Source organism: Streptomyces sp. HUAS YS2 (assembly GCF_033343995.1).
GTDB lineage: Bacteria > Actinomycetota > Actinomycetes > Streptomycetales > Streptomycetaceae > Streptomyces > Streptomyces solicathayae.
The window spans coordinates 1,132,200-1,156,806 of the sequence record NZ_CP137573.1; the positions used below are offsets into that span (position 1 = coordinate 1,132,200).

The 24,607-nt window shown below is 71.9% G+C and carries 22 protein-coding genes; 10 read left to right on the forward strand and 12 right to left on the reverse strand.

All coding sequences use genetic code 11. The features are described from left to right. Window positions 1–234: 234 nt before the first annotated feature. On the forward strand, window positions 235–735 hold the full coding sequence (locus R2D22_RS05280) for an FAD synthase family protein (RefSeq protein WP_318109577.1): 501 nt from the start codon (window positions 235–237) through the stop codon (window positions 733–735). Here R2D22_RS05280 and R2D22_RS05285 read toward each other — a convergent pair. Then, complete coding sequence (locus tag R2D22_RS05285; protein ID WP_318101566.1) at window positions 695–1,420, reverse strand: CDP-alcohol phosphatidyltransferase family protein; 726 nt, start codon at window positions 1,418–1,420, stop codon at window positions 695–697. The genes R2D22_RS05280 and R2D22_RS05285 overlap by 41 nt on opposite strands. Window positions 1,421–1,513: 93 nt before the next feature. Here R2D22_RS05285 and R2D22_RS05290 point away from each other — a divergent pair, with 93 nt between their 5' ends. Continuing rightward, window positions 1,514–1,870: an ArsR/SmtB family transcription factor gene (locus tag R2D22_RS05290; protein WP_318101567.1), complete on the forward strand. Its 357-nt coding sequence runs from the start codon at window positions 1,514–1,516 to the stop codon at window positions 1,868–1,870. A gap of 9 nt (window positions 1,871–1,879) precedes the next feature. Here R2D22_RS05290 and R2D22_RS05295 read toward each other — a convergent pair whose 3' ends face one another. Then, the gene (locus tag R2D22_RS05295; RefSeq protein ID WP_318101569.1) at window positions 1,880–2,278 is read right to left on the reverse strand and encodes a VOC family protein; all 399 of its coding nucleotides are present in this window, start codon (window positions 2,276–2,278) and stop codon (window positions 1,880–1,882) included. Window positions 2,279–2,404: 126 nt separating this feature from the next. On the opposite strand from R2D22_RS05295, the gene R2D22_RS05300 reads away from it, so the two are divergent. Continuing rightward, complete coding sequence (locus tag R2D22_RS05300; protein WP_318101570.1) at window positions 2,405–3,058, forward strand: TetR/AcrR family transcriptional regulator; 654 nt, start codon at window positions 2,405–2,407, stop codon at window positions 3,056–3,058. A gap of 54 nt (window positions 3,059–3,112) precedes the next feature. Here R2D22_RS05300 and R2D22_RS05305 read toward each other — a convergent pair whose 3' ends face one another. Continuing rightward, window positions 3,113–3,511 carry a VOC family protein gene (locus tag R2D22_RS05305; RefSeq protein WP_318101572.1) on the reverse strand — a complete coding sequence of 133 codons (399 nt, stop codon included), beginning with the start codon at window positions 3,509–3,511 and terminating at the stop codon, window positions 3,113–3,115. A gap of 134 nt (window positions 3,512–3,645) precedes the next feature. Between R2D22_RS05305 and R2D22_RS05310 the strand changes: the two genes are divergently transcribed. The 3 genes from R2D22_RS05310 to R2D22_RS05320 are packed head-to-tail and all read left to right on the forward strand — an operon-like array spanning window position 3,646 to window position 6,236. Continuing rightward, the gene (locus tag R2D22_RS05310; protein WP_318101573.1) at window positions 3,646–4,998 is read left to right on the forward strand and encodes an MFS transporter; all 1,353 of its coding nucleotides are present in this window, start codon (window positions 3,646–3,648) and stop codon (window positions 4,996–4,998) included. A gap of 45 nt (window positions 4,999–5,043) precedes the next feature. Continuing rightward, entirely contained in the window at window positions 5,044–5,865 is an 822-nt protein-coding gene (locus R2D22_RS05315) for a TIGR01458 family HAD-type hydrolase (RefSeq protein ID WP_318101575.1), read from the forward strand. Continuing rightward, entirely contained in the window at window positions 5,865–6,236 is a 372-nt protein-coding gene (locus R2D22_RS05320) for a hypothetical protein (RefSeq protein ID WP_318101577.1), read from the forward strand. Before R2D22_RS05315 ends, R2D22_RS05320 begins: the two co-directional genes overlap by 1 nt. Before the next feature lie 33 nt (window positions 6,237–6,269). Here the strand turns inward: R2D22_RS05320 and R2D22_RS05325 are convergent, their stop codons facing one another. Continuing rightward, a complete protein-coding gene (locus tag R2D22_RS05325) occupies window positions 6,270–8,561 on the reverse strand; it encodes an MMPL family transporter (protein ID WP_318101578.1) in 2,292 nt (763 codons plus the stop codon). 282 nt (window positions 8,562–8,843) lie between these two features. Between R2D22_RS05325 and R2D22_RS05330 the strand changes: the two genes are divergently transcribed. Beyond that, the gene (locus tag R2D22_RS05330; protein WP_318101579.1) at window positions 8,844–10,676 is read left to right on the forward strand and encodes a glycoside hydrolase family 15 protein; all 1,833 of its coding nucleotides are present in this window, start codon (window positions 8,844–8,846) and stop codon (window positions 10,674–10,676) included. An 83-nt stretch (window positions 10,677–10,759) separates the two neighbouring features. On the opposite strand, the gene R2D22_RS05335 is transcribed toward R2D22_RS05330, so the two are convergent. After that, window positions 10,760–12,595, reverse strand: a complete 1,836-nt coding sequence (locus tag R2D22_RS05335; protein WP_318101580.1) for an ABC transporter ATP-binding protein — start codon at window positions 12,593–12,595, stop codon at window positions 10,760–10,762. 195 nt (window positions 12,596–12,790) lie between these two features. Here R2D22_RS05335 and R2D22_RS05340 point away from each other — a divergent pair, with 195 nt between their 5' ends. From R2D22_RS05340 to R2D22_RS05350, 3 genes are all read left to right on the forward strand, one after another. Then, window positions 12,791–13,450, forward strand: a complete 660-nt coding sequence (locus R2D22_RS05340) for a TetR/AcrR family transcriptional regulator (protein WP_318101582.1) — start codon at window positions 12,791–12,793, stop codon at window positions 13,448–13,450. A gap of 182 nt (window positions 13,451–13,632) precedes the next feature. After that, the gene (locus R2D22_RS05345) at window positions 13,633–15,006 is read left to right on the forward strand and encodes a GH1 family beta-glucosidase (RefSeq protein ID WP_318101583.1); all 1,374 of its coding nucleotides are present in this window, start codon (window positions 13,633–13,635) and stop codon (window positions 15,004–15,006) included. A gap of 14 nt (window positions 15,007–15,020) precedes the next feature. Continuing rightward, on the forward strand, window positions 15,021–16,277 hold the full coding sequence (locus tag R2D22_RS05350) for an MFS transporter (protein ID WP_318101584.1): 1,257 nt from the start codon (window positions 15,021–15,023) through the stop codon (window positions 16,275–16,277). On the opposite strand, the gene R2D22_RS05355 is transcribed toward R2D22_RS05350, so the two are convergent. From R2D22_RS05355 to R2D22_RS05385, 7 genes are all read right to left on the reverse strand, one after another. Further along, entirely contained in the window at window positions 16,245–17,396 is a 1,152-nt protein-coding gene (locus R2D22_RS05355; protein ID WP_318101585.1) for a M20 family metallopeptidase, read from the reverse strand. The two genes, R2D22_RS05350 and R2D22_RS05355, sit on opposite strands and share 33 nt — an antisense overlap. Further along, on the reverse strand, window positions 17,396–18,070 hold the full coding sequence (locus R2D22_RS05360) for a DUF1028 domain-containing protein (RefSeq protein WP_318101586.1): 675 nt from the start codon (window positions 18,068–18,070) through the stop codon (window positions 17,396–17,398). The genes R2D22_RS05355 and R2D22_RS05360 overlap by 1 nt, the downstream gene beginning before the upstream one ends. Beyond that, window positions 18,067–18,537 carry a RidA family protein gene (locus R2D22_RS05365; protein ID WP_318101587.1) on the reverse strand — a complete coding sequence of 157 codons (471 nt, stop codon included), beginning with the start codon at window positions 18,535–18,537 and terminating at the stop codon, window positions 18,067–18,069. Before R2D22_RS05365 ends, R2D22_RS05360 begins: the two co-directional genes overlap by 4 nt. Next, entirely contained in the window at window positions 18,534–19,871 is a 1,338-nt protein-coding gene (locus tag R2D22_RS05370) for a flavin-containing monooxygenase (RefSeq protein WP_318101589.1), read from the reverse strand. Before R2D22_RS05370 ends, R2D22_RS05365 begins: the two co-directional genes overlap by 4 nt. Before the next feature lie 55 nt (window positions 19,872–19,926). Further along, entirely contained in the window at window positions 19,927–21,351 is a 1,425-nt protein-coding gene (locus R2D22_RS05375) for an APC family permease (protein ID WP_318101590.1), read from the reverse strand. A gap of 231 nt (window positions 21,352–21,582) precedes the next feature. Beyond that, on the reverse strand, window positions 21,583–22,950 hold the full coding sequence (locus R2D22_RS05380) for an aminotransferase family protein (RefSeq protein WP_318101591.1): 1,368 nt from the start codon (window positions 22,948–22,950) through the stop codon (window positions 21,583–21,585). A gap of 55 nt (window positions 22,951–23,005) precedes the next feature. Further along, window positions 23,006–24,487, reverse strand: coding sequence for an aldehyde dehydrogenase (locus tag R2D22_RS05385; protein ID WP_318101592.1), 1,482 nt, complete (start codon window positions 24,485–24,487; stop codon window positions 23,006–23,008). Window positions 24,488–24,607: the final 120 nt, after the last annotated feature.

Sequence of the window (24,607 nt, forward strand, 5' to 3'; positions counted from 1 at the left end):
CGGCGGCGCGCGCTCCCTCTGGTCGTTCCGGTGCCGTCACTCTCCGCCGCATGCGTCACGCGCAGTTCCCTCTCCCCCAGACGTGAACCGGACCTCACCCTAATCGTTCATCCGGTCTCGGTGGAATGTGCACGCTATCGTCGTTATCTCCATCGCGCTGGGGAGCGCGAGCAGTTGGGGGGATCCGTCATGACCACTGACCGTACGACCGCTGACCGCACGGCCGCGGACCGTATGGCCGCCGACCGTCCGTACCGAGTGGGATACGCGCCGGGCGCGTACGACCTGTTCCACATCGGGCATCTCAACATCCTCCGGCACGCCCGCAGTCGCTGCGACTATCTGGTGGCCGGCGTGGTGTCCGACGAGATGGCGGAGCTGGCCAAGGGGCGCCGGCCGATGATTCCGCTGGTCGAACGGCTGGAGATCGTGCGCAGTGTGAAGTACGTGGACGCGGCGTTCGTCGAGACGGTGCCGGACAAACTGGAGACCTGGAAGCAGGTCCGGTTCGACGTGCTGTTCAAGGGCGACGACTGGCGGGGCACACCGAAGGGCGACAGGCTGGAGAAGGACTTCGCGGGGGTCGGGGTGGAGGTCGTCTACTTCCCGTACACCGTGCACACCTCCAGCACGCAACTGCGGCGGGCGCTCGACCTCCTGACGCAGGAGGCCGAGTCCGGTCCGGCCGCCGGGGTCAGCGACGGACTGCGTTCAGTTCCCGGTACCACTTCGTGAGGAAGGCCGCCAGGAACAGCGCGCTCGCGACGCCGAGCGCGCTGTAGGCCAGGGCGAACTGCGCCTGGCCCGCGCCGAGCAGCAGGAAGACCAGGCAGAAGACCCCGTGGTCGACGGGGAGCAGGGCGACGGCGCGCAGCGTGGACGGCTGCGGCGCGGGGACGCCGGGGGCGGGGCGGGGCTTCAGCTTCTCCGTGAGCAGGCCGCCGAAGAAGGTGACGACGGCGGTGAACTGGAAGGCCAGCGGGACGAGCAGCCAGCCTTCCGTACGCGTGCCGAAGTGGTCGGGCCACCGGTAGAAGGCGATCAGGACGGCCGCGTGCAGCGCGGTGATCTTCGCGCAGTCCACGACGTGGTCGAGCCACTCCCCCACGGCGCTGCCGCCGCCGCGGAGCCGGGCGAGCTGCCCGTCGGCGGAGTCGAAGGCGAAACCTACCGCGAGCCCGAGCCAGACCAGGACGCCGAGGCTCCAGGACGGGTCGCCAAGGGCGATGCCCGCGACCGCGGAGAAACTGAAGAGCGCGCTGATCAGCGTGACCTGGTTGGGCGTCAGTCCGAGCGCGTACGCCCCGGCCGCCAGGTAGCGGCCGACCGGGCGGTTGACGAAGCGCGAGTAGAGCGAGACGCCCTTCGCCGCCTTCTGCGCGGATCTCAGCTCGGACAGCGCGGTCCCAACGGTTCCCATGGCCCCCCCGGGTCTCAAGGTGTGTGGTCTGCGGGCCATCATCGCAGGAGGAGCGGGCACGTACGCCGGCACACCCGGGCCTACGATGGGCGGATGAGCGACAGCAGGGACCCGGCGGTTGCGCACCACGCGCGGGAAGGTGCCGCCGGAGAGCGGCTGGACGTGGCCGTGTCGGTACTGGCCCTGCTCGCCGACCGGACCCGTCTTGCGCTGCTCGCCGAACTCGGCCGGGGCGAGGCGGACGTCACCACGCTCACGGAAGCGTGCGGAGCCGCCCGCCCCTCGGTCAGCCAGCACCTGGCCAAACTCCGCCTCGCCGGCCTCGTGACCACCCGCAAGGACGGCCGCCGGGTCGTCTACTCCCTCCGCCACGGCCACCTGCGCCGCCTGGTCGACGAGGCCCTCAACGTGGCCGACCACCAGATCGGCGCCCTGCCTCCGCACGACTGACGGGGACTGTCAGGCGCCCTGGGGGCTGGACGGAGCGACCCACTCGACGAACTGGACGACCACGCCGTTGGGGTCGGTGATCTGGAAGAGGCGTTCACCCCAGGGCTCTTCGCGCAGCGGCATGGTGATCTCGACGCCCTCGGCGCTCAGCCGCTTCGCCTCCTTCTCGATGTCGGTACCCGTGAAGGCGAGGATCAGACCGGAGGCGTGCTGGTCACGCTGGTCGGCCGGCAGCACCTCGATCCCGCGAGCGAGCAGGACGATGTCCACCGCGGCGTCGTCGCGCGACAGGGAGGCGAAGCCCTCGGCAGCGGCCTGCTCGGTGTAGCCGAGGTGGGTGGTGAAGAACTGCCGGGAAGCGGCAACGTCGTCGACGGTGAGCGAGACGGTGGACGCGGTGATCTGCAAGTGGGCTCTCCTGAGGGATGCGCGAGCATGTAGGTTTCTATCGTCGTAAACTTACGACGAAGGTAAAGTTAGCCCGCAGGGCGCGCGAGTGTCAACATAAAAATGCTACGAGGGTAAGATTTCCTCATGGCTACCGACACGACACCGCCCGCGCAACCCGCCGGCCTGCGGGAATCCAAGAAGCAGGAGACCCGGCAGCTCATCTCCGATCAGGCCACCCGCCTGTTCATCAGCCAGGGCTTCGAGCAGACCACCATCGCCGAGATCGCCGCCGCCGCACGGGTCGCCAAGAAGACGGTGACCAACTACTTCGCGCGCAAGGAGGACTTGGCCCTGGACCACCAGGACGCGTTCATCGCCTCCCTGGCGCACACGGTGGCCGTTCGCCGTTCCGGCGAATCCGCACTGACGGCTCTGCGTCGCGCCTTCATGGACGCCGCCGCGGCCGCGGACCCGGTCTCCGGCTTCGCCGGCCCCGAGTTCGCCCGCATGATCGCCGACAGCCCCACCCTCACGGCCTGCCTCCGCGGCCTGCACGACCAGCGCGAAAGCGCCCTGGCGCAAGCGCTCGTCGCCGCCACCGGCGCACCGCCGGACGACATCACCGCCCGAACCGCCGCCGGCCTGCTCGGCACCGTCCACCGCATCCTGTTCCAGCGCATCCAGGACCTCACCCTGGCCGGGCACCCCAACAGCAAGATCACCGAAACGATCACGGCAGAGGCGACGAGGGCCTTCGATCTGCTCGAACCATCCCTCGGCGACTACGCCGTGGCGTAAGGGCTGCCCCTCGCCGGCCAGGCCGGCGAACCTGGGCACGCCTCCACCCGGCACCTAGTTCCGCTGCGGCGCCAGGGAGCGCAGGACGTCGAACTCGTTGCCCTCGGGGTCGGCCATGACCACCCAGTTGCGGCCCGAGCCCTGGCCCACGTCCGTCGTGGTGGCGCCGAGGGCGAGCAGTCTGGTCACCTCGTCCTCGGTGCTGCCGTCGACCGGGCTGACGTCGAGGTGCAGCCGGTTCTTGACGGTCTTGCCCTCGGGCACTCGGATGAACTGCAGGGTGGGCGGCATCTGGCGGGCCCGTACGTCCTCGACGGTCGGCACCCAGGAGCCGATCTCGACCCTGCCCTCGCTCCGGTCGATCACCTTGAAGTCAAGGACCTCGCACCAGAAGGCGGCGAGCGCCTCCGGATCGTGGCAGTCGACGATCAACTCGGTGAACCTACTTGTCATTTCTCTCCCAGATAGTGCGGACGGCGCTCAGGGTATTGCGCCCGTCCGAGGGATCCGAGGTCTTTCGGACCGTTGCCCCGGGCCCACCTCCGCAACATGTGCACGCGTGCGCACATGTTGGTTACGATGGTCGGGTGTCCGTGTTGAGTGATCGGGTCTACCGGCGGCTGTTCGTCGCGCAGGTCGTCGCGTTGACCGGGACCGGGCTGGCCACCGTCGCGTTGGGGCTGCTGGCCTATGACCTGGCCGGGGGTGATGCCTCCGCCGTGCTCGGGACCGCGCTGGCGATCAAGATGGTCGCGTACGTCGGGGTCGGGCCCCTGGTCGGGGCGGTCGCGCATCGGGTGTCCCGGCGGGGGCTCATGGTGGGGGCGGACCTGGTGCGGGCGGGCACCGCGGTGGCGTTGCCGTTCGTCGCGGAGGTCTGGCAGGTCTACGCGCTGATCCTGCTGCTGCAGGCGGCGTCGGCCGCGTTCACGCCGACGTTCCAGGCCACGATTCCCGGGGTGCTGCCCGACGAACGGGACTACACGCGGGCCCTTTCGCTGTCCCGGCTCGCCTACGACCTGGAGAGTCTGCTCAGCCCGGCGCTCGCCGCGGCGCTGCTGAGCGTCGTCCCGTACCGGTGGCTGTTCGCCGGTACGACCGTCGGGTTCCTGGGCTCCGCCGCGCTCGTCCTGACCGTTGCACTGCCCCGCCGCCCGGCCCCCGGCGGCCCACCGCCGCGCGCCTCGTTCGGGGTCCGGCTGTTCCGTGCCACGCCCCGGCTGCGCGCCCTGCTCGCCCTCGACCTCGCGGTCGCCGCCGCCGGGGCGATCGTGTTCGTCGACTCGGTCGTGCTGGTACGGGACCACTTCCACCGGCCCGCCGCCGCGCTGACGCTCGCGCTCGGCGCGTACGGCGCGGGCTCCCTGCTCGCCGCGCTGCTGCTCCCCCGGCTGCTCGGGCGCACCGGCGACCGCACGGTGATGCTCGGCGCCGCCGCGGCGCTGCCGGCGCTGCTCGGCGCCGTCGCCGTGCTCACGGCGCAGGCCCCCAGCACCGGGGCGTGGTGGGCGGTCCTGACGGCCTGGGCCCTGCTCGGGGCGGGCTGCTCCGCCGTGCTCACGCCCGCCGGGCGGGTGCTCCGGCGCTCGGCCGCCGAGGCCGACCTGCCGGCCGCCTTCGCCGCGCAGTTCTCCCTCTCGCACGGCTGCTGGCTACTGACCTACCCGCTCGCCGGATGGCTCGCGGCCACCGCGGGGCTGCCCGTCACTGCGACGGTGCTCGGCGCCCTCGCCCTGGTCTCCGTCGCCGCAGCGGCGCGGGCCTGGCCGCGCCACGAGCCGGAGCTGCTGGACCACGTGCACACCGGCCTGCCGCCCGGCCACCCCCACCTCACCGGCGCACTGCCCTCGGGGGCCGGCCTGCGGCACGGGCACCCGTACGTCATCGACTGCTACCACCACCGCTGGCCCTCGCCCGCAGCCGCGTCCACCGCCGACTGACCCGTCCGCTTGCGGCGCCCCCTCGCATCGGCGACGGTCGGTCGTATGGGTCGTACCGGCGGGACGCGGACCGGCGTCCTCATCGACATCGACGGCGTCCTCACCGTGTCCTGGGAACCGCTGCCGGGAGCCGTCGCGGCCATGGCCGCGCTACGGGACGCCGGGTACCCGTTCGCCCTGGTCACCAACAACACCTCCCGCACACGCGCCTCGATCGCGGCGAAGCTCTCCGGGCTCGGCTTCCCCGTCGGGGCCGACGACGTCCTCACCGCGCCCGCCGCCACGGCCGGCTATCTGCGCGCGCACCACCCGGACGCCCGCTGCACTCTGCTGACCAGCGGCGACGTACGGGACGACCTGGAGGGCGTGACCCTCGTGGACGCAGCGGACAGCCCGGACATCGTCGTCCTCGGCGGGGCCGGCGAGGCGTTCACGTACGAGGCGCTCAACCAGGTCTTCCGGCAGCTCGACCGGGGCGCCCGCCTCGTCGCCATGCACCGCAACCTGTACTGGCGTACCTCAGGCGGGCTCGACCTCGACACCGGTGCCTTCCTCCTCGGGCTCGAACGCGCCGCGGGGGTCGAGGCGGTCGTCACGGGCAAACCGGCGGAGGCGTTCTTCGCCGCCGCGCTGGCGCACCTGGGCATCACGGCGCAGGCCGCCGTGATGATCGGCGACGACGTCGAGTCGGACGTCCTGGCCGCGCAGCGCCACGGCATCACCGGGGTCCTGGTCCGCACCGGCAAGTTCCGGCCCGAGACGCTGCGGAACGCCCCCGGTGAGCCGGACCACGTCGTCGACTCCTTCGCCGACCTCCCGGCGCTCCTCCCGGCGCTCGTGCGGCATCACGCGGACGGGGCCCGCTGATGGCCCGGGTGACCGTGGAGGACGACACCGACATCGTCGTGCACCTCGCCCCGTGGGAGAAGCTCGCCGCCCGGCGCGGGGACATCCGCGTCCCCGTCACCGCACTGCGCGAGGTACACCTCGAACCCGACTGGTGGCGCGCCCTGCGGGGCCTGCGCGGTCGCGGTCTGTGGATCCCCGACCGCATCGCCGTCGGCATCCGGGTCCTCCCGGACGGCGAGGACTTCGCCGCGATCCGCGTCGGCCACCCGGTCGTCTGCCTGGAGCTGCGCCGCACCTACCGCTTCGCCCGCGTTTCCGTCCATGTCGCGGACACGGAAGGGACGTTGCGAGCCCTGGAGCCCTACGTACCCCGCGACCGCCTCGCCTGACCCTCCGTCACCGGGACCTGGCGGCACCGTGGGCTACCTGTTCGCCGGCACGTCCTCTCCCGCCATGTCCCGCTCCAGCGCCGCCTCGCCCTCCGCGTCCAGGTGCGGCAGTATCCGGTCCAGCCATCTCGGCGTCCACCAGGCGCGCTCGCCGAGGAGGGTCATGACGGCGGGGACCAGCAACAGTCTGACCACGGTGGCGTCGATGAGGACGCTGACGGCCAGGCCGAGGCCCAGCATCTTGACCACGATGTTGTCCGAGACGATGAACGCGGCGAACACGCTCACCATGATCAGCGCGGCACACGTGATCACTCTGGCCGTGATCTCCAGGGCGTGCGCCACACTGGCCTCGGCGTCGCCGGTGCGCAGCCACGCCTCGTGGACCCGGGAGAGCAGGAAGATCTCGTAGTCCATGCTCAGGCCGAAGACGATGGCGAACATCATCATCGGCACGTAACTCTCGATGGGCACCTTGCCGTTGACGCCGAGCGCGGGTCCGCCCCAGCCCCACTGGAAGACGGCCACGACCACACCGTACGAGGCCGCGATGGAGAGCACGTTCAGCACGGCCGCCTTCACCGCGACGAGCAGCCCGCGGAACACGATCAGGATGACGAGGAAGGCGAGCGCCACCACCACCGCGATGATCAGCGGCAGTCGGCTGGAGACGATCTCCAGGAAGTCCACCTGGGCCGCCGTGGTGCCGGTGACGTAGGTCTTCGCGTCCGTGCCTGCGACCGCCTGCGGCAGCACGTCGTCGACGAGGTGCTCGGTCAGCTGGGTGGTCTTCTCGTCCTGCGGGGAGGCCACCGAGTACGCCGTGCCGATGAGCACGTCGCCGTCCGGGGTGGTCCGCAGCGGGGTGATGGAGGCCGCGTCGGGCACGTTCGTCAGCGACTGCTGGAGCTTCGTGGCCAGCTCGGCCCGGTCCTCGGACGGCACGGCCGTCTGGTCCACGACCAGGGTCAGCGGCCCGTTCGCGCCGGGTCCGAACGAGGTCGCGATCAGGTCGTACGCCCGGCGGTCGGTGAAGGACTCCGGGTCGGCGCCGTCGCCGATGTGGCCGAGCTGGATGGAGAACAGGGGGATGGAGAGGATCGCCAGCGTCACCACGCCGGACACCAGGAACCACCACGGGCGCTTCTCCACCCGCTGCGCGTACCGGTGCCAGGTGCCGTGCGCGGTGGCGCCGGGCTCCGCGTCGGTCTCCGCGACGGGCTTGCGCACGTGGTAGCGGTCGATGCGGCGGCCGACGAGGCCCAGCATGGCGGGCACCAGCGTGAGGGCCGCGATCACGGCGGTGATCACGGTGAACGCCGCCGCGAGGCCCAGTTTCCCGATGAACGTGACCCCCGAGACCCAGAGCCCTGACAGCGCGATGATCACGGTGCAGCCGGAGACCAGGACTGCTCTGCCGCTGGTGGTCGCCGCCAGGGCCGCGGAGTCGGCGGGATCGTGGCCGTCCATGATGTTCTGGCGGTGCCGGGTGATCAGGAACAGCGCGTAGTCGATGCCCACGCCGATGCCGATCATCGTGGCCAGCGTCGGCGAGACCGTGCCGAAGGTGAACGCCGCCGCCATCAGGCCCAGCAGCGCCAGTCCGCAGATCGCCCCGATCAGGGCGGTGATCAGCGGCAGGACGGCCGCGATGACGCTGCCGAAGCCGATCAGCAGGACGACGATCGCCACGGCGAAGCCGATCGCCTCGCTGCTGCGGTCGTCGGCCACCGGCCGCGCGAGTTCGCCGAGCGGTCCGCCGTACTCGACGTCGATGCCCGCGTCGCGCAGCGGCTGGACGGCGGCGTCGACGCCGTTCAGGTAGTCGGTGCCGAGGGTGGAGGGCGGCACGCTGAAGCGGATGGTGATGTAGGCGGTCTTGCCGTCGGTGGACAGCGGGCCCGTGTTGGGCGTCCCGGGAGGCGGTGGCTGCGGCGTGGAGCCCGGCGGCGGCAGCGGGTTCTGTGCGCTGAGCACGTCGGGCAGCTTCGCCAGGGCGGCGACGGCGGAGTTGACCGTGGCCGCCTGGTCGGTCAGCGGCCCGGCGGCCCGGTTGAGCACGACCTGGGCGCCGTATCCGCCGGCCTGCGGGTCGTGCGCCTGGAGGACGTCCAGGCCTTCCGCCGACTGCACGCCGGGGAGGGCGAAGTTGTCGGAGAACTGGCCTCCGACGGCGCGGTCGGTGATCTGAAGGCCCGCGACGGCAGCCAGCCACAGGGCGATGACGACGATGAAATGCCGAGCGCACCAGTGGCCGAGGCGGTACAACCCGCTCTTGCGCGGTGCGCTGCCTCCCTTGGCGGGGGCAGGGCTTCGTGCGTTCATATTCTGGCCGAATCCCGACGACGACGTCCCCGAGCGGACGAGGTGCACCCGGTGGGGTGCACGGCCTGCACACGGCCTACATCGCCCATTGTTCGCCCTGCGCGGCGACCCGGCATCTCGACGGGCTCCGGGCCCCGCAGCGGACGTTCAGCCGCCCGTCAGCAGCCCGTCAGCAGCCCATCAGCGCCCCGTCAGCGCCCCGTCGGCCCGGCCCGGCCGCGTGGGATCCGCCGCGTGCGCTCCGCCGAGCCCGATTCCGTACCGTCGCTGATAGTGGAGGGCATGAAGCGCTACCCGCTCATAGCCGACCACGGCCTGGTGGGCGACCTGCAGACCGCCGCTCTCATCTCCGACGAGGGCGTGGTCGACTGGTTCGCGGCCCCCCGCTTCGACTCGCCCGGCATCTTCTCGGCACTGCTCGACCACGACCGCGGCGGGTACTTCCGGCTCTCCGTCGACGCGCACGACGTGACGGTGAAGCAGTTGTACTACCCGGACACCGCGTTGCTGGTCACCCGCTTCATGTCTCCCGACGGCGTGGGCGAGTTGCTCGACTGGATGCCGCCGCTGCGCTCCTCGGCGCCCTCCGACACGCACGCGATCATGCGCGTGATGCGCTGCACGCGCGGGAACGTCCGGTTCACCCTGGAGTGCCGGCCCCGTTTCGGCTTCGGCACCGATCCGCACGAGACCCTGATCGACGGCCGCAGCGCGGCCTTCCGGACCCGCGGTCTGTGCGCGTTCCTGCAGACCAACATCCCGATGGAGCGGGACGGCCCGCACGACGTGCGCGGGCATCTCGACCTCGCCGAGGGCGGCCTCGCCGGCGCGTCCTTCACGGTCGCCGGCCCGGACGCGCCCGTACCGCCGCTTCCGGAGGGGCAGGAGGTCGAGGCGGCCCTGTGGGACGCCGTCGACTTCTGGCAGCACTGGGTGCGCCGGGCGCGCTACCGCGGCCGCTGGCCCGACATGGTGCACCGCTCGGCCATCACCCTGAAGCTGCTCACGTACCTGCCCACCGGCGCGCCGATCGCCGCGCCCACCCTCGGGCTGCCGGAGATGGTCGGCGGCGAGCGCAACTGGGACTACCGCTACACCTGGGTCCGCGACGGGTCCCTGGCGGTACGGGCCCTGCTGGACCTGGGCTTCCTGGAGGAGGCCGCCGCGTTCACCGGCTGGCTCACCGACCGGGTCGAGGAGCGGGTGTCCGCCCCGGCGGCCGGGGGGCGCCCGCTGCAGATCATGTACCGGCTGGACGGGGACCCCTCGATGCCCGAGGAGATCCTGGAGCACTTCGAGGGGTACCGCGGCTCGTACCCCGTGCGGGTGGGCAACGGCGCGGCGGAACAGCTCCAGCTCGACATCTACGGCGAGGCGATGTACGCGCTCGGCCAGGGCCTCGGCCTGGACAACAAGCCGACGTACCGGGGCTGGCAGGCGGTGTCGGGGTTGCTGGACTGGCTGGCCGACGCCTGGGACGGCCCGGACGAGGGAATCTGGGAGACCCGGGGCGGGCAGCAGGACTTCACGTTCAGCCGGGTGATGTCCTGGGTGGCCTTCGACCGCGGGCTGCGCCTCGCCCAGGAGTTCGGGCGGCCGGCCGCGCTCGACACCTGGCGCGCCGCGCGGGACGAGATCTTCGAGCAGGTGATGCACAGCGGCTGGAGCGATCGCCGCCACGCGCTGATCCAGTCGTACGGCGGTGACGTGCTCGACGCCTCGCTGCTGCTGATCCCCCGGGCGGGGCTGCTCAACCCCACGGACCCGGCCTGGCTGTCCACGCTCGACGCGATCGAGCGGGACCTCGTGAAGGACAGTCTGGTGTACCGGTACGACCCGGCCGCCTCCCCCGACGGACTGCGCGGCTCGGAGGGCACGTTCAGCCTGTGCACCTTCCTGTACGTGGACGCGCTGGCGCGGGCCGGACGCGTGCGCCAGGCCCGGTTCTCCTTCGAGAAGATGCTCACCTACGCCAACCATGTGGGGCTGTTCGCTGAGGAGATCGGCCCGACGGGCGAGCAACTGGGCAACTTCCCGCAGGCGTTCACCCATCTCTCGCTCATCATGGCGGCGACCACACTGGACGAGGCGATCGACGCGCTCTCCAATCGCTGAGCAGCCCTGCAACCGCTGATGGATCTTCCGGCGCGCAGCGGGCGGGCGGTGCGGATGGGCTGGGTCGACCGACCCAGCCCCCGTCAGCCCGGGGTGCCCGGATGCACTTCGGCCCCCGCGGGGGCGTCGTCGAGGAAGCCGCCGGACTGGTGCTGCCACAGCTTGGCGTACGCGCCTTCGGCGGCGAGCAGCTCCTGGTGCGAGCCCTGTTCGACGATCCGTCCGCGGTCGAGGACGACGAGCCGGTCCATGGTGGCGACCGTGCTCAGCCGGTGCGCCACCACGAGCGCCGTCCGCCCGTCCATGAGCCGCCACAGCGCGTCCTGGACGAGGATCTCGCTCTCGGAGTCGAGCGCGCTGGTCGCCTCGTCGAGCAGCAGGATCGGCGCGTCGCGCAGGATCGCCCGGGCGAGCGCGACGCGCTGGCGCTGGCCGCCGGACAGCTTGACCCCGCGTTCCCCCACCATCGTGTCGAACCCGTCCGGCAGCGCGTCGGCGAACTCCGTGACGTGGGCGGCCTCCGCGGCGCGGCGGATCTCGGCTTCGGTGGCGTCCGGCCGGGCGAAGGCGATGTTCTCGCGCAGGGTGCGGTGGAACATCGCCGGGTCCTGCGGCACGTACGCCAGCAGGCCGCGCAGCTCGGCCTGGCGCAGCCGGCTGATGTCCTGTCCGCCGACGAGGATCCGGCCGCCGTCGATGTCGGTCATCCGCAGCAGCAGCCGGGTGAGCGTGGTCTTGCCGCCGCCGGACCGGCCGACCAGACCGATCTTCGCCCCGCCGGGCACGTCCAGGTCGAGGCCCTCGAAGAGCGGCTTTCCGGCGGCGTGCGCGAACCGCACGTCCTCGAAGCGCACGTCGACCGCCTTGGACGCCGGCCGGAGCGGTTCGGGGGACGGCGGGTCGAGGACGGTCGGGGGTTCCAGGAGCAGTTCGGTGAACTGCGCGGCCTCCGTCATCGAGCTCTCCAGACGGCGGTAGATCTGGTTGAACTCGAACATGATCCGGGTGGCGCTCGCGTAGTAGGTGAAGGCCACGATGACCGCCTCCACGCCGTGCTGACCCGCGCCGAGCGCCAGGGCGAGGACGAGGCCGAGCACGTTCGTCAGCACGGACATCGGCGCGACGAAGGTGTCGATGCGCAGGTTGCCGTAGTCCCACGACCGCAGCGTGAGCCGCCTCGACTCGGCGACGCGGGACCGGTGTTCGGCGGCCTCGCGGTCCTCGGCGGCGAACGACCGGACCGTGTCCATGTTCATGAGGCTGTCGGCGACGTGCCCGGACACCCGGGCGATGGCCTGCTCGCGCTCGGCGACGAGCTCCTGCCGGCGGCGGATCAGGGGGGTCACGCACAGTGCCGTGAGCGCGATCAGCACCAGAAGCCCGACGACGAGCAGCGGGTCGTACTGCCAGAGCACCACCGAGGCGAACAACAGCGGCACGAAGCTGCCCATGACCGAGAACGTGAGCGTGTCGACGAACTCCTCGAAGCGGGTGGCGAAGCTCAGGACCCGCTTGGTCAGGGAGCCGGCGAAGTTGTCGTGGAAGAACGCGGCGTCCTTGGCGAACAGTTCGTCCATGCCGACCACGTAGAGGTGCTCGATGCCGCGCGCGTCGACCCGGTTGAGGCAGTGCAGTCCGATGCGCCACAGCGTCTCCGCGAGCAGCAGCACGCCGGCGAACGCGCCGATGTACGGCAGCATCGGCCCGATGTCGAAGGCGTCGCCGTCGCCCCCGGCGATCCGGCCGACCAGCTTGGCGACGATCAGCGGCGCGATGTAGTTGATCCCGATGTTGCCCAGCGCCGGCAGCAGCAGCGCGGGCACGGTCAGCCACCGCAGCCGGGCCAGTTCCCGACCGTAGTGGCGCAGGGCGAGGAGCACCGAACCCTTGCTCGGTAATCCTTCGCTCGATTCTGGCATTTCCAACCCAACCCTCTGCAGTCGTACCAGTAGGTGAGGAAACGGAGTGTCCCGCAGCGGCGCGGGGCCGGTCCAAGCGTTTTCCGCCGTGGTGCGGCCGGCGGCCGCGCCGGCCGCACCACGACGGCCCTGATCAGGGAGGCCGCGACAGGGCCCCGTGCTACGTTCACCCCATCGGACGACCGGGAGCACGTGGTGACGGAAGCATCGAGGCCGCAGCAGGCGTCACGACCGCGACTGCGGAGGCAGCCGCAGCAGGCGCGCAGCCGGGCCCGGGTCGAGGCGATCCTCGCCGCGGCCGACCGGATCCTGTCCCAGGAGGGCTACGAGGCCCTGACGATGCGGCGGATCGCCGAGGAGTCGGGCGCGCCGGTCGGCAGCATCTACCAGTTCTATCCCGACAAGGGCGCCGTCGTGGACGCCCTCGGCGAGCGGTACCTCGGTGCGTTCAAGGCGGCCATCGACGACCTGGTCGAGCGGGCCCTCGCGGGTGAACTGACCGACCTGGTCGGCACGATGGTCGATGTGTACGCCGAGCTCTTCCGCTCACAGCCCGGCGGTATGGCCGTGTGGGCCGGGCGTCACCTCAGCCCCGAGCTGGCGCGGGCCGACGAGGCGAGCAACACGCTCATCTCCGAGGGCCTGCAGCGCATCGTGGAGCACCTGACCGGCGGGCCCGGCGGCGAGCTGGCGCACCGGGCGACGCGGATGGTGGTGTGGGCCGCCAACGCCGTCCTGCACGAGGTGTTCAAGGGCACCGGCACTCCGGACCAGGAGACCGTGGACGAGCTCAAGCGAATGCTGAACGCCTACTGGGTGGACCTGCGCGACCGCCTGATGACCTCGGCAGGCTGACCCCGGCCGACCGGGACTCCCGCCTCCTTTTCTCCTCTCCTCCATTCCTCCATGTGATCGCCCCGGCCGCCCGACAGACGCGGCCGGGGCGCGGCTTTGGGCTGCCCTCCACCCCTAGAACGTGAACACTCGTTCATGTTAAGTTGCGGCCCACCTCGCACGGCAGACCGCGACAAAGGCAGGTGCTCGTGACCACCAGCTCCACCGAACCCACCCGGACCCCCCGGCTCCCGGCCGACTTCGTCTGGGGCGCCTCGACCGCCGCGTACCAGATCGAGGGCGCTGCCGACGAGGACGGCAAGGGCGCGTCGATCTGGGACACCTTCGTCCGGCGCCCCGGGGCGGTGCGCGACGGCCACACCGGCGAGGTCGCCTGCGACCACTACCACCGGTTCGGTGAGGACGTGGAGCTGATGCGCCGGCTCGGGCTCGACGCGTACCGCTTCTCGGTGTCGTGGCCGCGCGTCCTGCCGACCGGTGCGGGCAAGGTGGAGCCGCGCGGACTGGACTTCTACGACCGTCTGGTCGACGCGCTGCTCGACGCGGGGATCGAGCCCACCCCGACCCTGTTCCACTGGGACCTGCCGCAGGCCCTGGAGGACGAGGGCGGCTGGTTGAACCGCGAGACCGCCCACCGGTTCGCCGAGTACGCGGCCGTGACGGCGGAGCGGCTCGGCGACCGCGTCAAGCGGTGGATCACCCTGAACGAGCCGTTCGTGCACATGTCGTTCGGCTACGGCTTCGGCGTCCACGCCCCCGGCCGCGCCCTGATGCTGGACGCGCTGCCCGTGGCGCACCACCAGCTGCTCGGCCACGGGCTCGCGACCGCCGCTCTGCGGGCCGCCGTTCCGGACGCACAGGTACTGCTCTCCAACAACTGCACGCCCGTCCGGCTGCGCTCCGATGCCCGGCGGGAGGAGGACCTGGCGGCTGCGTCGGCGTACGACATCCTGCACAACCGCCTGTTCAACGACCCGATCCTGCTCGGCAGTTACCCCGATCTCTCGGACTACGGGATGGCGGACCCGGAGTGGGGAGGGGTGGTGCGGGACGGTGATCTCGCCACCATCGCCGCGCCGTTGGACGGTCTGGGGATCAACTACTACAACCCGACGTGGGTCACCGCTGCCGCCGATCCGGCCGCCGGGCTGCCCTTCGACCTTGCCGAGCCCGAAGAGGTCTACCCGCGCACGGCTTTCGACTGGCCGGTCGTCCCCGAGGGGCTCACGGACCTGCTCACCGGCCTCAAATCCCGCTACGGCGACGCCCTTCCGCCGGTGTGGATCACGGAAAGCGGCTGCTCGCAGCCGGCCGGGCTGGACGACCGGGCGCGGATCGACTACCTCGCCGGGCACATCTCGGCGGTCGCCGACGCCATGGCCCGCGGGGTGGACGTACGCGGCTACCTCACCTGGTCGCTGCTCGACAACTTCGAGTGGGCCGAGGGCTACCACCAGCGCTTCGGTCTGATCGAGGTCGACTTCGCCACCGGGCTGCGCACGCCGCGCGCCAGCTTCGAGTGGTACCGCAACCTCATCGCCTCCCACCGGTCCTGAGCGACGGAGTCACCATGGCCCACGCCCCAGTGGCGGACGGTTCCGCCGTCCTCGCCGAGCCCGTCCTGCCGGTGAAGCCCGGCTGGACGGTGAACCTCTCCCTGGCCACGCTCGCCGTCTTCATGGCGTTCATGACGCCCATTCAGATCCTGCTGCCGCTCCAGCTGGAGCGGATAGACCCGGCCGGCAAGAACGACGCGCTCTCGCTCGTCACCGGGCTCGGCGCGCTCGTCGCGGTGCTGGCCAACCCGATCGCGGGCGCCTGGTCGGACCGGACCACCAGCCGGTTCGGCCGCCGCCGGCCCTGGATCCTCGGCGGCGCCCTGGCCGGGGCGGCGGGTCTGATGGTCACCGCGTCCCAGCACACCGTCGCCGGGGTCGCCGTCGGCTGGTGCCTCGCGCAGGCGGGCCTGAACGCGATGCTGGCCGGGGTGACCACCCCGATCGCCGACCGCGTGCCGCTCACCCAGCGTGCGCAGGTCTCCGGCTGGACCGGTCTGATGCAGTCCGTCGGCCTGGTCGTCGGCGCCCTGATCACCACCATGCTGATCACCGGCGTCGTCTCCGGCTACGGAGTCCTCGCCGTGCTCACGGTCGCGCTCGCACTGCCCTTCGTCTGGCTGGGCAGAGAACCGGCCCTGCCCAAGGAGCTGCGCCCCGCCTTCGACGCCCGCGCGTTCGCCCGCTCGTTCTGGGTGAGCCCCCGGAGGCACCCGGACTTCGGCTGGGCCTGGCTGACCCGGTTCCTGATCAACCTGGGCAACGCCCTCGGCACCCTCTACCTGTTCTACTTCCTCGCCGACGCCGTCCACTACGGCGACCCCGGCACCGGCGTCCTGGTCCTCACGCTCGTCTACACCTTCTGCGCCGCGCTCACGGCGATCCCGGTGGGCGCGGTCTCCGACCGCGTCGGACGCCGCAAGGGCTTCGTCGTGCTCTGTTCGCTGGTCATGGGCGCGGCAGCGGTACTGCTGGCGCTGCTGCACACGTGGCCGTCCGCGCTCGCCTCGGCGGCCGTCCTCGGCGCGGGCTACGGCATCTACCTCGCCGTCGACCAGGCCCTGGTCACCCAGGTCCTGCCCGAGGCCGCCGACCGGGCGAAGGACCTGGGCGTCATCAACATCGCCAACTCCGGTCCCCAGGTCCTCGCCCCCGCAGTGGCGGCGCCGATCATCGCCCACCTCGGTGGCTACACGGGTCTCTACCTGGCGGCGGCCGTGGTCATCCTCCTCGGCGGCCTACTCGTCACCCGTATCCGCGGGGTGGCCTGACGCCCGGTCGACGCCGGTCCAGGCCAGGGCGATCGCCCCGTCGAGCAGGGCCCGCTCCGCCGTTCCGCCCACGCAGTACGCGGCGAACTCGTGCTGGTGGTTGGTGGCGGGCAGGGAGCCGATCCCGATGTAGGGGTGGATGGCCGGGACCACCTGGGAGACGTTGCCCATGTCCGTGGAGGCACGGTTCATCCGGGCGGCCTGGCCGGGCGGCGCGAACTCCCGCCCCAGTGTGAGGGCGTTGCGCCGGTAGTGCGCGAGGGCCGTCCCGTCGGTGCGGAACTCCGCGTACGGCTTGCTCTCCGGTTCGATCTCCAGGGTGCACCCGGTCGCGAGGGCCCCCGCCTCGAAGGCCCGCATCACACGCGGCTCCAGCTCCGCCAGTTCCGCGAGGGTCTCGGCCCGTACGTACCAACGCCCGGTCGCCCGCTCGGGGATGGCGTTCGGGGCGTCCCCGGCGTGGGTCACCACGCCGTGCACCCGGGCCGAGGCCGGCAGCTGCTGGCGGAGCAGGGCGATGGCGACCTGGGCCACGGTGAACGCGTCGGCCGCGTTGACTCCGGCTTCCGGATAGGCGGCGGCGTGGGCGGACTTCCCGGCGTACGAGACCTTGGAGTGACTGACCGCGAACGGACGGGCCTCGGCGACGTCGACGGGCGCCGGGTGCACCATCATGGCCAGGTCCACGCCGGTGAAGGCGCCCCGGTCGAGCATCTCGATCTTGCCGCCGCCACCCTCCTCGGCGGGTGTGCCGTAGACCTCCACGGTCAGGCCGGCGTCGTCGGCGACGGCGGCCAGGCCGAGCGCGGCGCCGACGGAACTCGCCGCGATCAGATTGTGGCCGCAGGCGTGGCCCAGGCCGGGGAGCGCGTCGTACTCCGCGCACAGCGCGATCCGGGTGGGTCCGCTGCCGAACCTCGCCCGGAACGCCGTGTCCAGGCCCAGGTAGGACGAGGTGACGTCGAATCCCGCGCGGTCCAGCAGGTCCGGTACGGCGGCGGCGGCGCGGTGCTCCTCCCAGGCCGTCTCCGGGTCGGCGTGCAGCCGCTCGGAGAGTCGGATCAGCTCGTCGGCGTGACGGTCGACCTCCTGCCGGGCGGCCTTCTTGAGCGTGTCCATCACATGTCACCCGGGACGCCGTACGAGGGTGCGGTCGCGGGGTCGAGCCCGCGCCGCACGTAGTCGTCGCGCTGCGGCAGCCAGACGTCCAACAGCTCCGCCAGCCGGTCGACGGGTTCGTCGGCCCAGTCGACGCGCAGGTCGGTCACCCGCCAGTCCACGTCCGCGACGACGGCCAGACCCGCGGAGCGGAGGGGCCCCTCCTCCCCGCCTGCCTCGACGGCGGCGCGCAGGGCGGCGAACAGACGCTCTTCCAGCTCGCCCGTGGCCGTGGCGTAGGCGTCGAGCAGCACCTGCGGGATGTGCTCGCCGGCCAGCATGTTGCCCGCCGCTGCCGCTCCGTCCGCGGTGGCCGACGCGTAGGTGCCGAGGGTCCCCCTGCCGCTGTAGGCGAACCCGGCACCCGAGCGGCCGACCACCGTGAGCTGCCGGTACTCGATGGTCCGCGCGCTCCTTGCCGCGCCGGTGACGTCGGTCAGGGCGCGTCGCGCGTCGCCGTGTTCGGCCAGTCCGGCCAGCAGGCTCGTGCCGAGCGTGGGGTCGGTGACGTTCTGCGAGGCCGCCGCGCCGACGCCGGGCTCCAGGTGCGCGACGCGGGCGGCGACCGCCGGGCTCGACGAGCTGACCACGATGCCGAACCGCTCGCCGTCCCGCACCACCAGGGAGAGCGTCATGCCTGTCGCTCCTCGGGGACCACCGCGATCGCGTCGATCTCGCACAGCCACTCGGGACGGGCCAGGGCCGACACCACCAGGCCGGTGGAGATGGGGTGCACGCCCTTCGTCCAGCGGCCGACGGTCCGGTAGACCGCCTCGCGGTAGCGCGGGTCGATCAGATAGATCGTCAGCTTGACCAGATGCTCCATGCGGCTGCCGGCCTCTTCGAGCAGCATCTTGATGTTGGCCATGGCCTGCTCGGCCTGAGCCTCCGCGTCCCCGATGCCGACCGACTCGCTGGAGTCGAGGTCCTGGCCGATCTGGCCCCGGACGTAGACGGTGTTGCCGGCCACGACGGCCTGGCAGAGGTCGTTGTCCAGGCTCTGCTCGGGATAGGTGTCGCGGGTGTTGAACGGCCGGATCCGGGTGTGCCCGCCGGCGACGATCGGGGCGTTCGCGCCGCGCCCCTCGCTCGTGGTGGTCATGAGTCGTTCCTCAGTTCGTGTGCGTGGCCGGCGCGGTGCCGGTCGGGTCGGTGGTACCGGGTCCGGTCGGTGGTACCGGTCGGGTCGGTCGTGCCGTACGCGAGGTAGCCCCGCTGCGTGGCGATGTGGTCGGCGATGTACCGGGCGTCGTGCCAGACGCCCCAGATGAAGCTCGACCCGCGGCGGGACAGCCAGGGCAGGCCGAGGAAGTAGACCCCGGGCTCGGAGGAGACACCTCGGCGCTGCGCCGGACGCCCGTTCGCGTCGAACGCGTCGGCCTTCAGCCAGCCGTAGTCGGCGGCGAAGCCCGTCGCCCAGACGATCGAGGTGACGCCGGCCTCGCCCAGGTCGAGCTCGCGTCGGGGGTGGGTCACGCATTCCGGGGCCGGGCCGAGGACGTGGGCCTCCGGCTCCTCGGAAAGGTCGAGGCCGTTGCATTCGACGTACGCGTCCGCAGCCCGGAGGAGTTCGAGGTACGCGGCGTCGCCCCGCGCGATGTTCGCGCCGAGATCGGCCCCGAACCTCAGGACGCCGTCGTCGTACGACGCGGTCATGCCGACGAGCTCGATGCCGTCGGCGGCGAGGGCGCGGAAGTCCACGGTGTGGCCGCCGCGGGCGCCGCTGACCGCGATGGTGACGTGTTCGGCCCCCTGGGCCGGGGTTTCCGCGTCCCAGCGCCCGAGCACACCGAGCCACCAGCAGAAGTCCCGTCCGCGGTACTCGCGGGGCGGCCTCTCGTGCGGACCGACGGACAGGAAGGTCCGGCGGCCGGACCGGCGCAGCTCGTCGGCGATCTGGACACCGGAGGACCCGGCCCCGACCACCAGGACCGCGCCCTCGGGCAGCTGCTCCGGGTTGCGGTAGGCACTGGAGTGGATCTGTAGGGGGACGGCGCCGTCCGGGACGACGGGCGGGATCACGGGCCGCTGGAACGGTCCGGTCGCCGCGACGACGAAACGCGTGTCGAGGGAGCCCTCCGACGTCTCGACGCGGAAGCCGGGTCGGCCTTCGTGCCGTCGTACCTCGGTCACCTCGACACCGCACCGGACCGGGGCGCCGATCTTCTCCGCGTACGCCGCGAAGTAGTCCGCGACCTGCTCCTTCGAGGCGAAGGCTTCGGGGGCCACGTCGGTGAACTCGAGGCCCGGGAACCGGTCGTGCCAGGCGGGCCCGTTGGCGACCAGGGAGTCCCACCGCTCCGAGCGCCACCGCTCGGCGATCCGGTGCCGCTCCAGGACGACGTGCGGGACACCGAGGGCGCCCAGGTGCTCGCTCATGGCCACGCCGGCCTGGCCCGCCCCTACGACGACTACTTCGGTCTCTTCAGTGGGCACTGCGGCCTCCGTGCATGGGTTGCGGTTGTTCTTCGTTCATGGATGTGAGGGATCGTCATCGATCCGGAGAGCCGAGAGCCCGCCCGAGTACGCCGACGACGAGCAGGGCCGCCACGGTGCCGAGGGTGAACGTCTCGAAGGTGATGCGGGAGACACCCCAGATGTCCTGGAAGTCGTACGCGACGCCCAGCAGCGGTTCGAGCGTGCCGGGGAACAGCGCCGTCCAGGAGCCGAGGAGGATCCAGAGGTAGGCCAGGCCCGCGCAGATCAGGAAGCCGGCGGTGCCGAAGGGCACCCGGTACGGGCGCGGGACCTCCGTGTGGCGCCGGCGCAGGACGACCAGCGCGGGGATGATCACCAGGTAGGACAGGAGCAGGGTGGTGATGGCGACGGTGAGGACGACGCCGAAGACGGCGGCGGTGTCGCCCTCCACGAGGGTCATCGCCGCGAACATGAAGGCCGTGGAGGTGATCCCGGACAGCAGGTTCATGCGCACCGGGGTGCCGAGCCGGTCGTGGAAGGCGCCCAGCGAGCGGCCGAAGAACGCGCCGTCGGCGGCCGCCATGGCCTGCATCCGGTCGCTGACGATCATCCAGGCGCTGCCCTGCGTCAGCAGCGCGAAGACGAACATGACGGCGGCCGTGGTGAGCAGCGGGCCGCCCCAACTGCCGTAGACGCCGAAGACGAGCGCGGTGGCCTCGAGGAACCCGCTGATGCCGCTGGCCCGTTCGGCCGGGGCGACGGAGAGGATGGCCACGACCGGCAGCAGGTAGCAGCAGGCGGCGACGCACGCCGAGACGCCGATGGAGACGGGGACGTCCCGCTTGGGGTTGTGCATCTCGTCGCCGGCGGCGTTGGGGGCCTCGAAGCCGACGTAGGCGAAGAGCAGGACGGGTACCAGGCCGAGGAAGCCCGCGGTGGTCGGTGACAGCACGGCGTCGTGGAGTCCGCCGAAGCCGTGCTCGATGCCGTAGACGAGGGCCGTGCCGGTGAACAGCAGGACCAGGCCGACCTTGACGATCGCTCCCGCGGTGGTGATCCACTTGCCGCGGCGCAGGGAGACGACCGCGGTGAGGATGGAGACCCAGATGAAGACGAGCTTGAAGGCGTAGTCGGCGACGGTGCCGGTGCCGAGGCGGAAGACGAAGCCGTCCCAGGCGCTCGCCGCGGCGAAGACCAGCGAACCGCCCAGCCAGACCGGGTTGGTGACCCAGTAGAAGAGCGTGGTCAGCGCGGCGGCGAAGCGTCCGAAGGCGAGCTTGACCCAGACGTAGGGGCCGCCTTCCTGGGGGAACGCGGCGCCGGTCTCGGCGAAGATCAGGGCGTAGGGGACGAGGAACAGGAACGCGAGCGCGGCGGTCCAGGTGAGTGCTTCGCCGCCACCGGTGGCGATCTGGCCGACGACGTCGAAGGAGATGACGGCGGCGATGCCCATGGCCATGATGTCGAAGCGGCGGAGGCTCCGTCTCAGGTGAGGCACCGGGGCGGTTTCCGTCACTGCTGCCGGTGGTGCGGGTGTTGCGGGTGTTGCCGACACGGGGATTCCTCCTGCAGGGGACGCGCGACGGGGGGCGCGCGGGGAGGGACGAGGGGCACGCGAGGGGGCGGGGTTCGGGAACCGGGGCAGGTGGGGCGCCGAGGGCGGGGCCGGCGGCGGGGGCGTGGGCCGGCGGCGGGGGCCGTCGGCGACGGCGGCCCCCGGAACCGGCGGTCAGGCGCGGATCTCGCCGGTGGGGAGCGTGCGCTCCAGGACCGAGCGCATCGCCGTGACGGTCTCCTTGGCCTCCGTCTCGGTCATGATCAGCGGCGGCGACAGCACCAGGCTGTGGGCGCAGTCGCGGACGATGACGCCGCTCTCGCGCCGGATGACGTCCGGAAGCAGCGGCTGGAGCATGGGCAGCGGCTCGCGGGTCTTCCGGTCGGCGACCAGTTCCACGGCGAGCATCATGCCCACGGAGCGGATCTCGCCGACGATCGGCAGATCGCCGAGCTGGCTCTCCAGTTCGCGGTGCAGGTGGCCGCCGATCGCGGTGGCCCTGGCCAGCAGTCCCTCACGCTCGATGATGTCGAGGTTGGCGAGCGCCACCGCGGCCGCGACCGGGTGGCCGTTGTAGGTGTAGCCCATCGGGAAGCCGTGGTCACGCAGCAGCACCTCGGCGACGTGGTCGCCCACCAGCAGGGCGCCGAGCGGGATGTAGCCGGAGGTGATGCCCTTCGCGGTGACGATGATGTCGGGGGTGATCCCGAAGTACTGCGCGGCGAACCACTGCCCGACCCGGCCGTAGGCGGTGACCACCTCGTCGAGGATGAGCAGGATGCCGTGCCGGTCGAGGACCTCCCGGACCCGCGGCCAGTAGTCGGGCGGCGGCACCAGCATCCCGCCGACGCCCATGATCGGTTCGCCGATCATGGCGGCGATGTTCTCGCCGCCGATCTCCGCGATCCGCTCCTCCAGCTCCTGGATGAGGAAGTTGGTGACCTGCTCGGGCGTGCGCTCCTGGCCGCCGAACAGTTCCTTCCGGTACGGCCACGGCGGCGTCAGGTGCGACACGTGCGGCATCATCGGCGCGAAGCCCTCGTGGTAGACCGGGAAGCCGGTCGCCGAACCGCCGCCGTAGCCGATGCCGTGGTACGCCTTGTGCCGGGCCAGGATCCACGTGCGGCCGGTGTCGCCGCGGCGGTGGTGGTAGTAACGGGCCATCTTGATGGCGGCCTCGTTGCCCTCCGAACCGCCGGAGGTGAAGTAGACGTGCCCGAGGCCCTCGGGGGCGAGCGAGGCCAGCCGGGCGGCGAGTTCGACGGCGCGGTCGTTGGAGAACTCCCAGAAGCTGGTGAAGTACTCCAGCTGCTTCATCTGGTCGTACGCGACCCGCGCGATCTCCTCCCGGCCGTGCCCGATCTGCGCCAGCCAGAGCCCGCCGGTGGCGTCGAGGTACGAGCGGCCTTCGGCGTCGGTGAGCCGGCAGCCGGAGCCGCCGGTCATGATGACGCGCTCCTCGGCCGTGCCGGGCAGGTAGGGGTGGATGATGTGCGCCCGGTCGGTGGCGGCGAGCTGTGCGGGGGCGAGCGGGGTGTTCATGGCCGTGTGTCCTTTCAAGGGGCGGCGGTTGTGGTGGCGGTGGTGGCGGCTGCGGTCACGCGTACGCGATCCAGGTGGTCTTCAGTCCCGTGTACTTGTCGAAGGAGTGCAGGGAGAGGTCGCGCCCGAAGCCGGACTGCTTGAAGCCGCCGAACGGCGTCGCGGTGCTGAGCGCGTCGACCGTGTTCACCGAGACCGTCCCGGCGTGCAGCGCGTCGGCGACGCGGTGCGCGCGGGCGAGGTCGCGGGTCCAGACGGAGGCGGCCAGCCCGTACGGCGAGTCGTTCGCCAGCCGGACGGCCTGCGCCTCGTCGGTGAACGGGAGCACGGTCAGGACGGGCCCGAAGAGCTCCTCGCGGGCGAGGGGTGCGTCGGGGGCGAGCCCGGTGACGACGGTCGGGTCCAGATAGGCGCCCTCACGGGCCGGGCGCGTACCGCCGCACACGACGTGCCCGCCCGAGCGGGCGACCGCGTCGAGGATGCGGCCGACCTGTTCCTCGTCGACGAGCGGGCCGAGGCGGGTGGCCGGGTCGAGCGGGTCGCCCGGGACGTACGCCGCCGCATGCTCGACGACCCGGGCGGTGAACTCCTCGGCGATCGAGGCGTCCACGAGGAGGCGGGTGTTGGCGGAGCAGACCTGGCCCGCGTTGTAGAGGAAGCCCCAGGCGGCGCGTTCGGCGGCGGCGTCGAGGTCGGCGTCGGCGAAGACGACGTTGGGGCTCTTGCCGCCGGCTTCGAGCCACACCTGCTTCATGTTCGACTCCGCCGCGTACGCCAGGAAGCGCTTGCCGACGGCCGTCGAGCCGGTGAAGACGAGCGTGTCGACGTCGGGGTGCAGGCCGAGCGCACGGCCCGCCGTCCCGCCCGGTCCGGGGACGACGTTCAGGACGCCGTCGGGGAGACCGGCCTCGGCCGCCAGTTCCGCGAGCCGCAGGGCGGACAGCGGGGACTGCTCGGCGGGCTTGAGGACGACGCTGTTGCCGGCGGCCAGCGCCGGGGCGAGCTTCCAGGTGGCCAGGTCGAGCGGGAAGTTCCACGGGACGACGGCGCCCACGACCCCGAGCGGGGCGCGCCGGACGACCGCGAGGTTCCCGGGCGGGGTGGGGGCCACCTCGTCGTACAGCTTGTCGGCCGCCTCCGCGTACCAGGCGAAGCAGCCCGCCGCGCCGGGCACGTCGATGCCGTACGACTCGGTGATCGGCTTGCCCATGTCGAGCGTGTCCAGGAGCGCGAGCTCGCGGGCGTTCGCCTCGACGAGTTCGGCGAGGCGCAGCAGGACGCACTTGCGCACGGCGGGGTCGGTGCGCGACCAGCGGCCGTCGTCGAAGGCGGTACGGGCGGCCCGCACGGCGGCGTCGATCTCCCCGGCACCGCATTCGGCGACCTGCGCGGTCACCTTGCCGGTGGCGGGGTCGACGGTGGCGAACTCGGCGCCGTCCGCGGCCCCGGTCCACCTGCCGTCGATGAAGGCGCGGGTGCGGAGGTCGAGGGCGGCGGCGCGCCGCTGCCAGTCGGCGTACGTGTCGGTCGTCGTCATGGGCGGTGACTCCGGTGATCGGGGCGGACGAGGTGGCGGCGGTGTCCCGGCCATCCGGCCACCCTCCTCGTTCTTTGAGCCCGAAGTCAAACAATCGAGTGGAAGGTCGTCAACAGCTTG

Excerpts from the sequence above, each read along its gene's own strand:
- R2D22_RS05280 (WP_318109577.1), top strand. The coding sequence starts at position 235 with ATGGCCGCCGACCGTCCGTACCGAGTGGGATACGCGCCGGGCGCGTAC.
- R2D22_RS05285 (WP_318101566.1), bottom strand. The coding sequence starts at position 1,420 with ATGGGAACCGTTGGGACCGCGCTGTCCGAGCTGAGATCCGCGCAGAAG.
- R2D22_RS05290 (WP_318101567.1), top strand. The coding sequence starts at position 1,514 with ATGAGCGACAGCAGGGACCCGGCGGTTGCGCACCACGCGCGGGAAGGT.
- R2D22_RS05300 (WP_318101570.1), top strand. The coding sequence starts at position 2,405 with ATGGCTACCGACACGACACCGCCCGCGCAACCCGCCGGCCTGCGGGAA.
- R2D22_RS05305 (WP_318101572.1), bottom strand. The coding sequence starts at position 3,511 with ATGACAAGTAGGTTCACCGAGTTGATCGTCGACTGCCACGATCCGGAG.
- R2D22_RS05315 (WP_318101575.1), top strand. The coding sequence starts at position 5,044 with ATGGGTCGTACCGGCGGGACGCGGACCGGCGTCCTCATCGACATCGAC.
- R2D22_RS05320 (WP_318101577.1), top strand. The coding sequence starts at position 5,865 with ATGGCCCGGGTGACCGTGGAGGACGACACCGACATCGTCGTGCACCTC.
- R2D22_RS05325 (WP_318101578.1), bottom strand. The coding sequence starts at position 8,561 with ATGAACGCACGAAGCCCTGCCCCCGCCAAGGGAGGCAGCGCACCGCGC.
- R2D22_RS05330 (WP_318101579.1), top strand. The coding sequence starts at position 8,844 with ATGAAGCGCTACCCGCTCATAGCCGACCACGGCCTGGTGGGCGACCTG.
- R2D22_RS05335 (WP_318101580.1), bottom strand. The coding sequence starts at position 12,595 with ATGCCAGAATCGAGCGAAGGATTACCGAGCAAGGGTTCGGTGCTCCTC.
- R2D22_RS05350 (WP_318101584.1), top strand. The coding sequence starts at position 15,021 with ATGGCCCACGCCCCAGTGGCGGACGGTTCCGCCGTCCTCGCCGAGCCC.
- R2D22_RS05355 (WP_318101585.1), bottom strand. The coding sequence starts at position 17,396 with ATGGACACGCTCAAGAAGGCCGCCCGGCAGGAGGTCGACCGTCACGCC.
- R2D22_RS05360 (WP_318101586.1), bottom strand. The coding sequence starts at position 18,070 with ATGACGCTCTCCCTGGTGGTGCGGGACGGCGAGCGGTTCGGCATCGTG.
- R2D22_RS05365 (WP_318101587.1), bottom strand. The coding sequence starts at position 18,537 with ATGACCACCACGAGCGAGGGGCGCGGCGCGAACGCCCCGATCGTCGCC.
- R2D22_RS05380 (WP_318101591.1), bottom strand. The coding sequence starts at position 22,950 with ATGAACACCCCGCTCGCCCCCGCACAGCTCGCCGCCACCGACCGGGCG.
- R2D22_RS05385 (WP_318101592.1), bottom strand. The coding sequence starts at position 24,487 with ATGACGACGACCGACACGTACGCCGACTGGCAGCGGCGCGCCGCCGCC.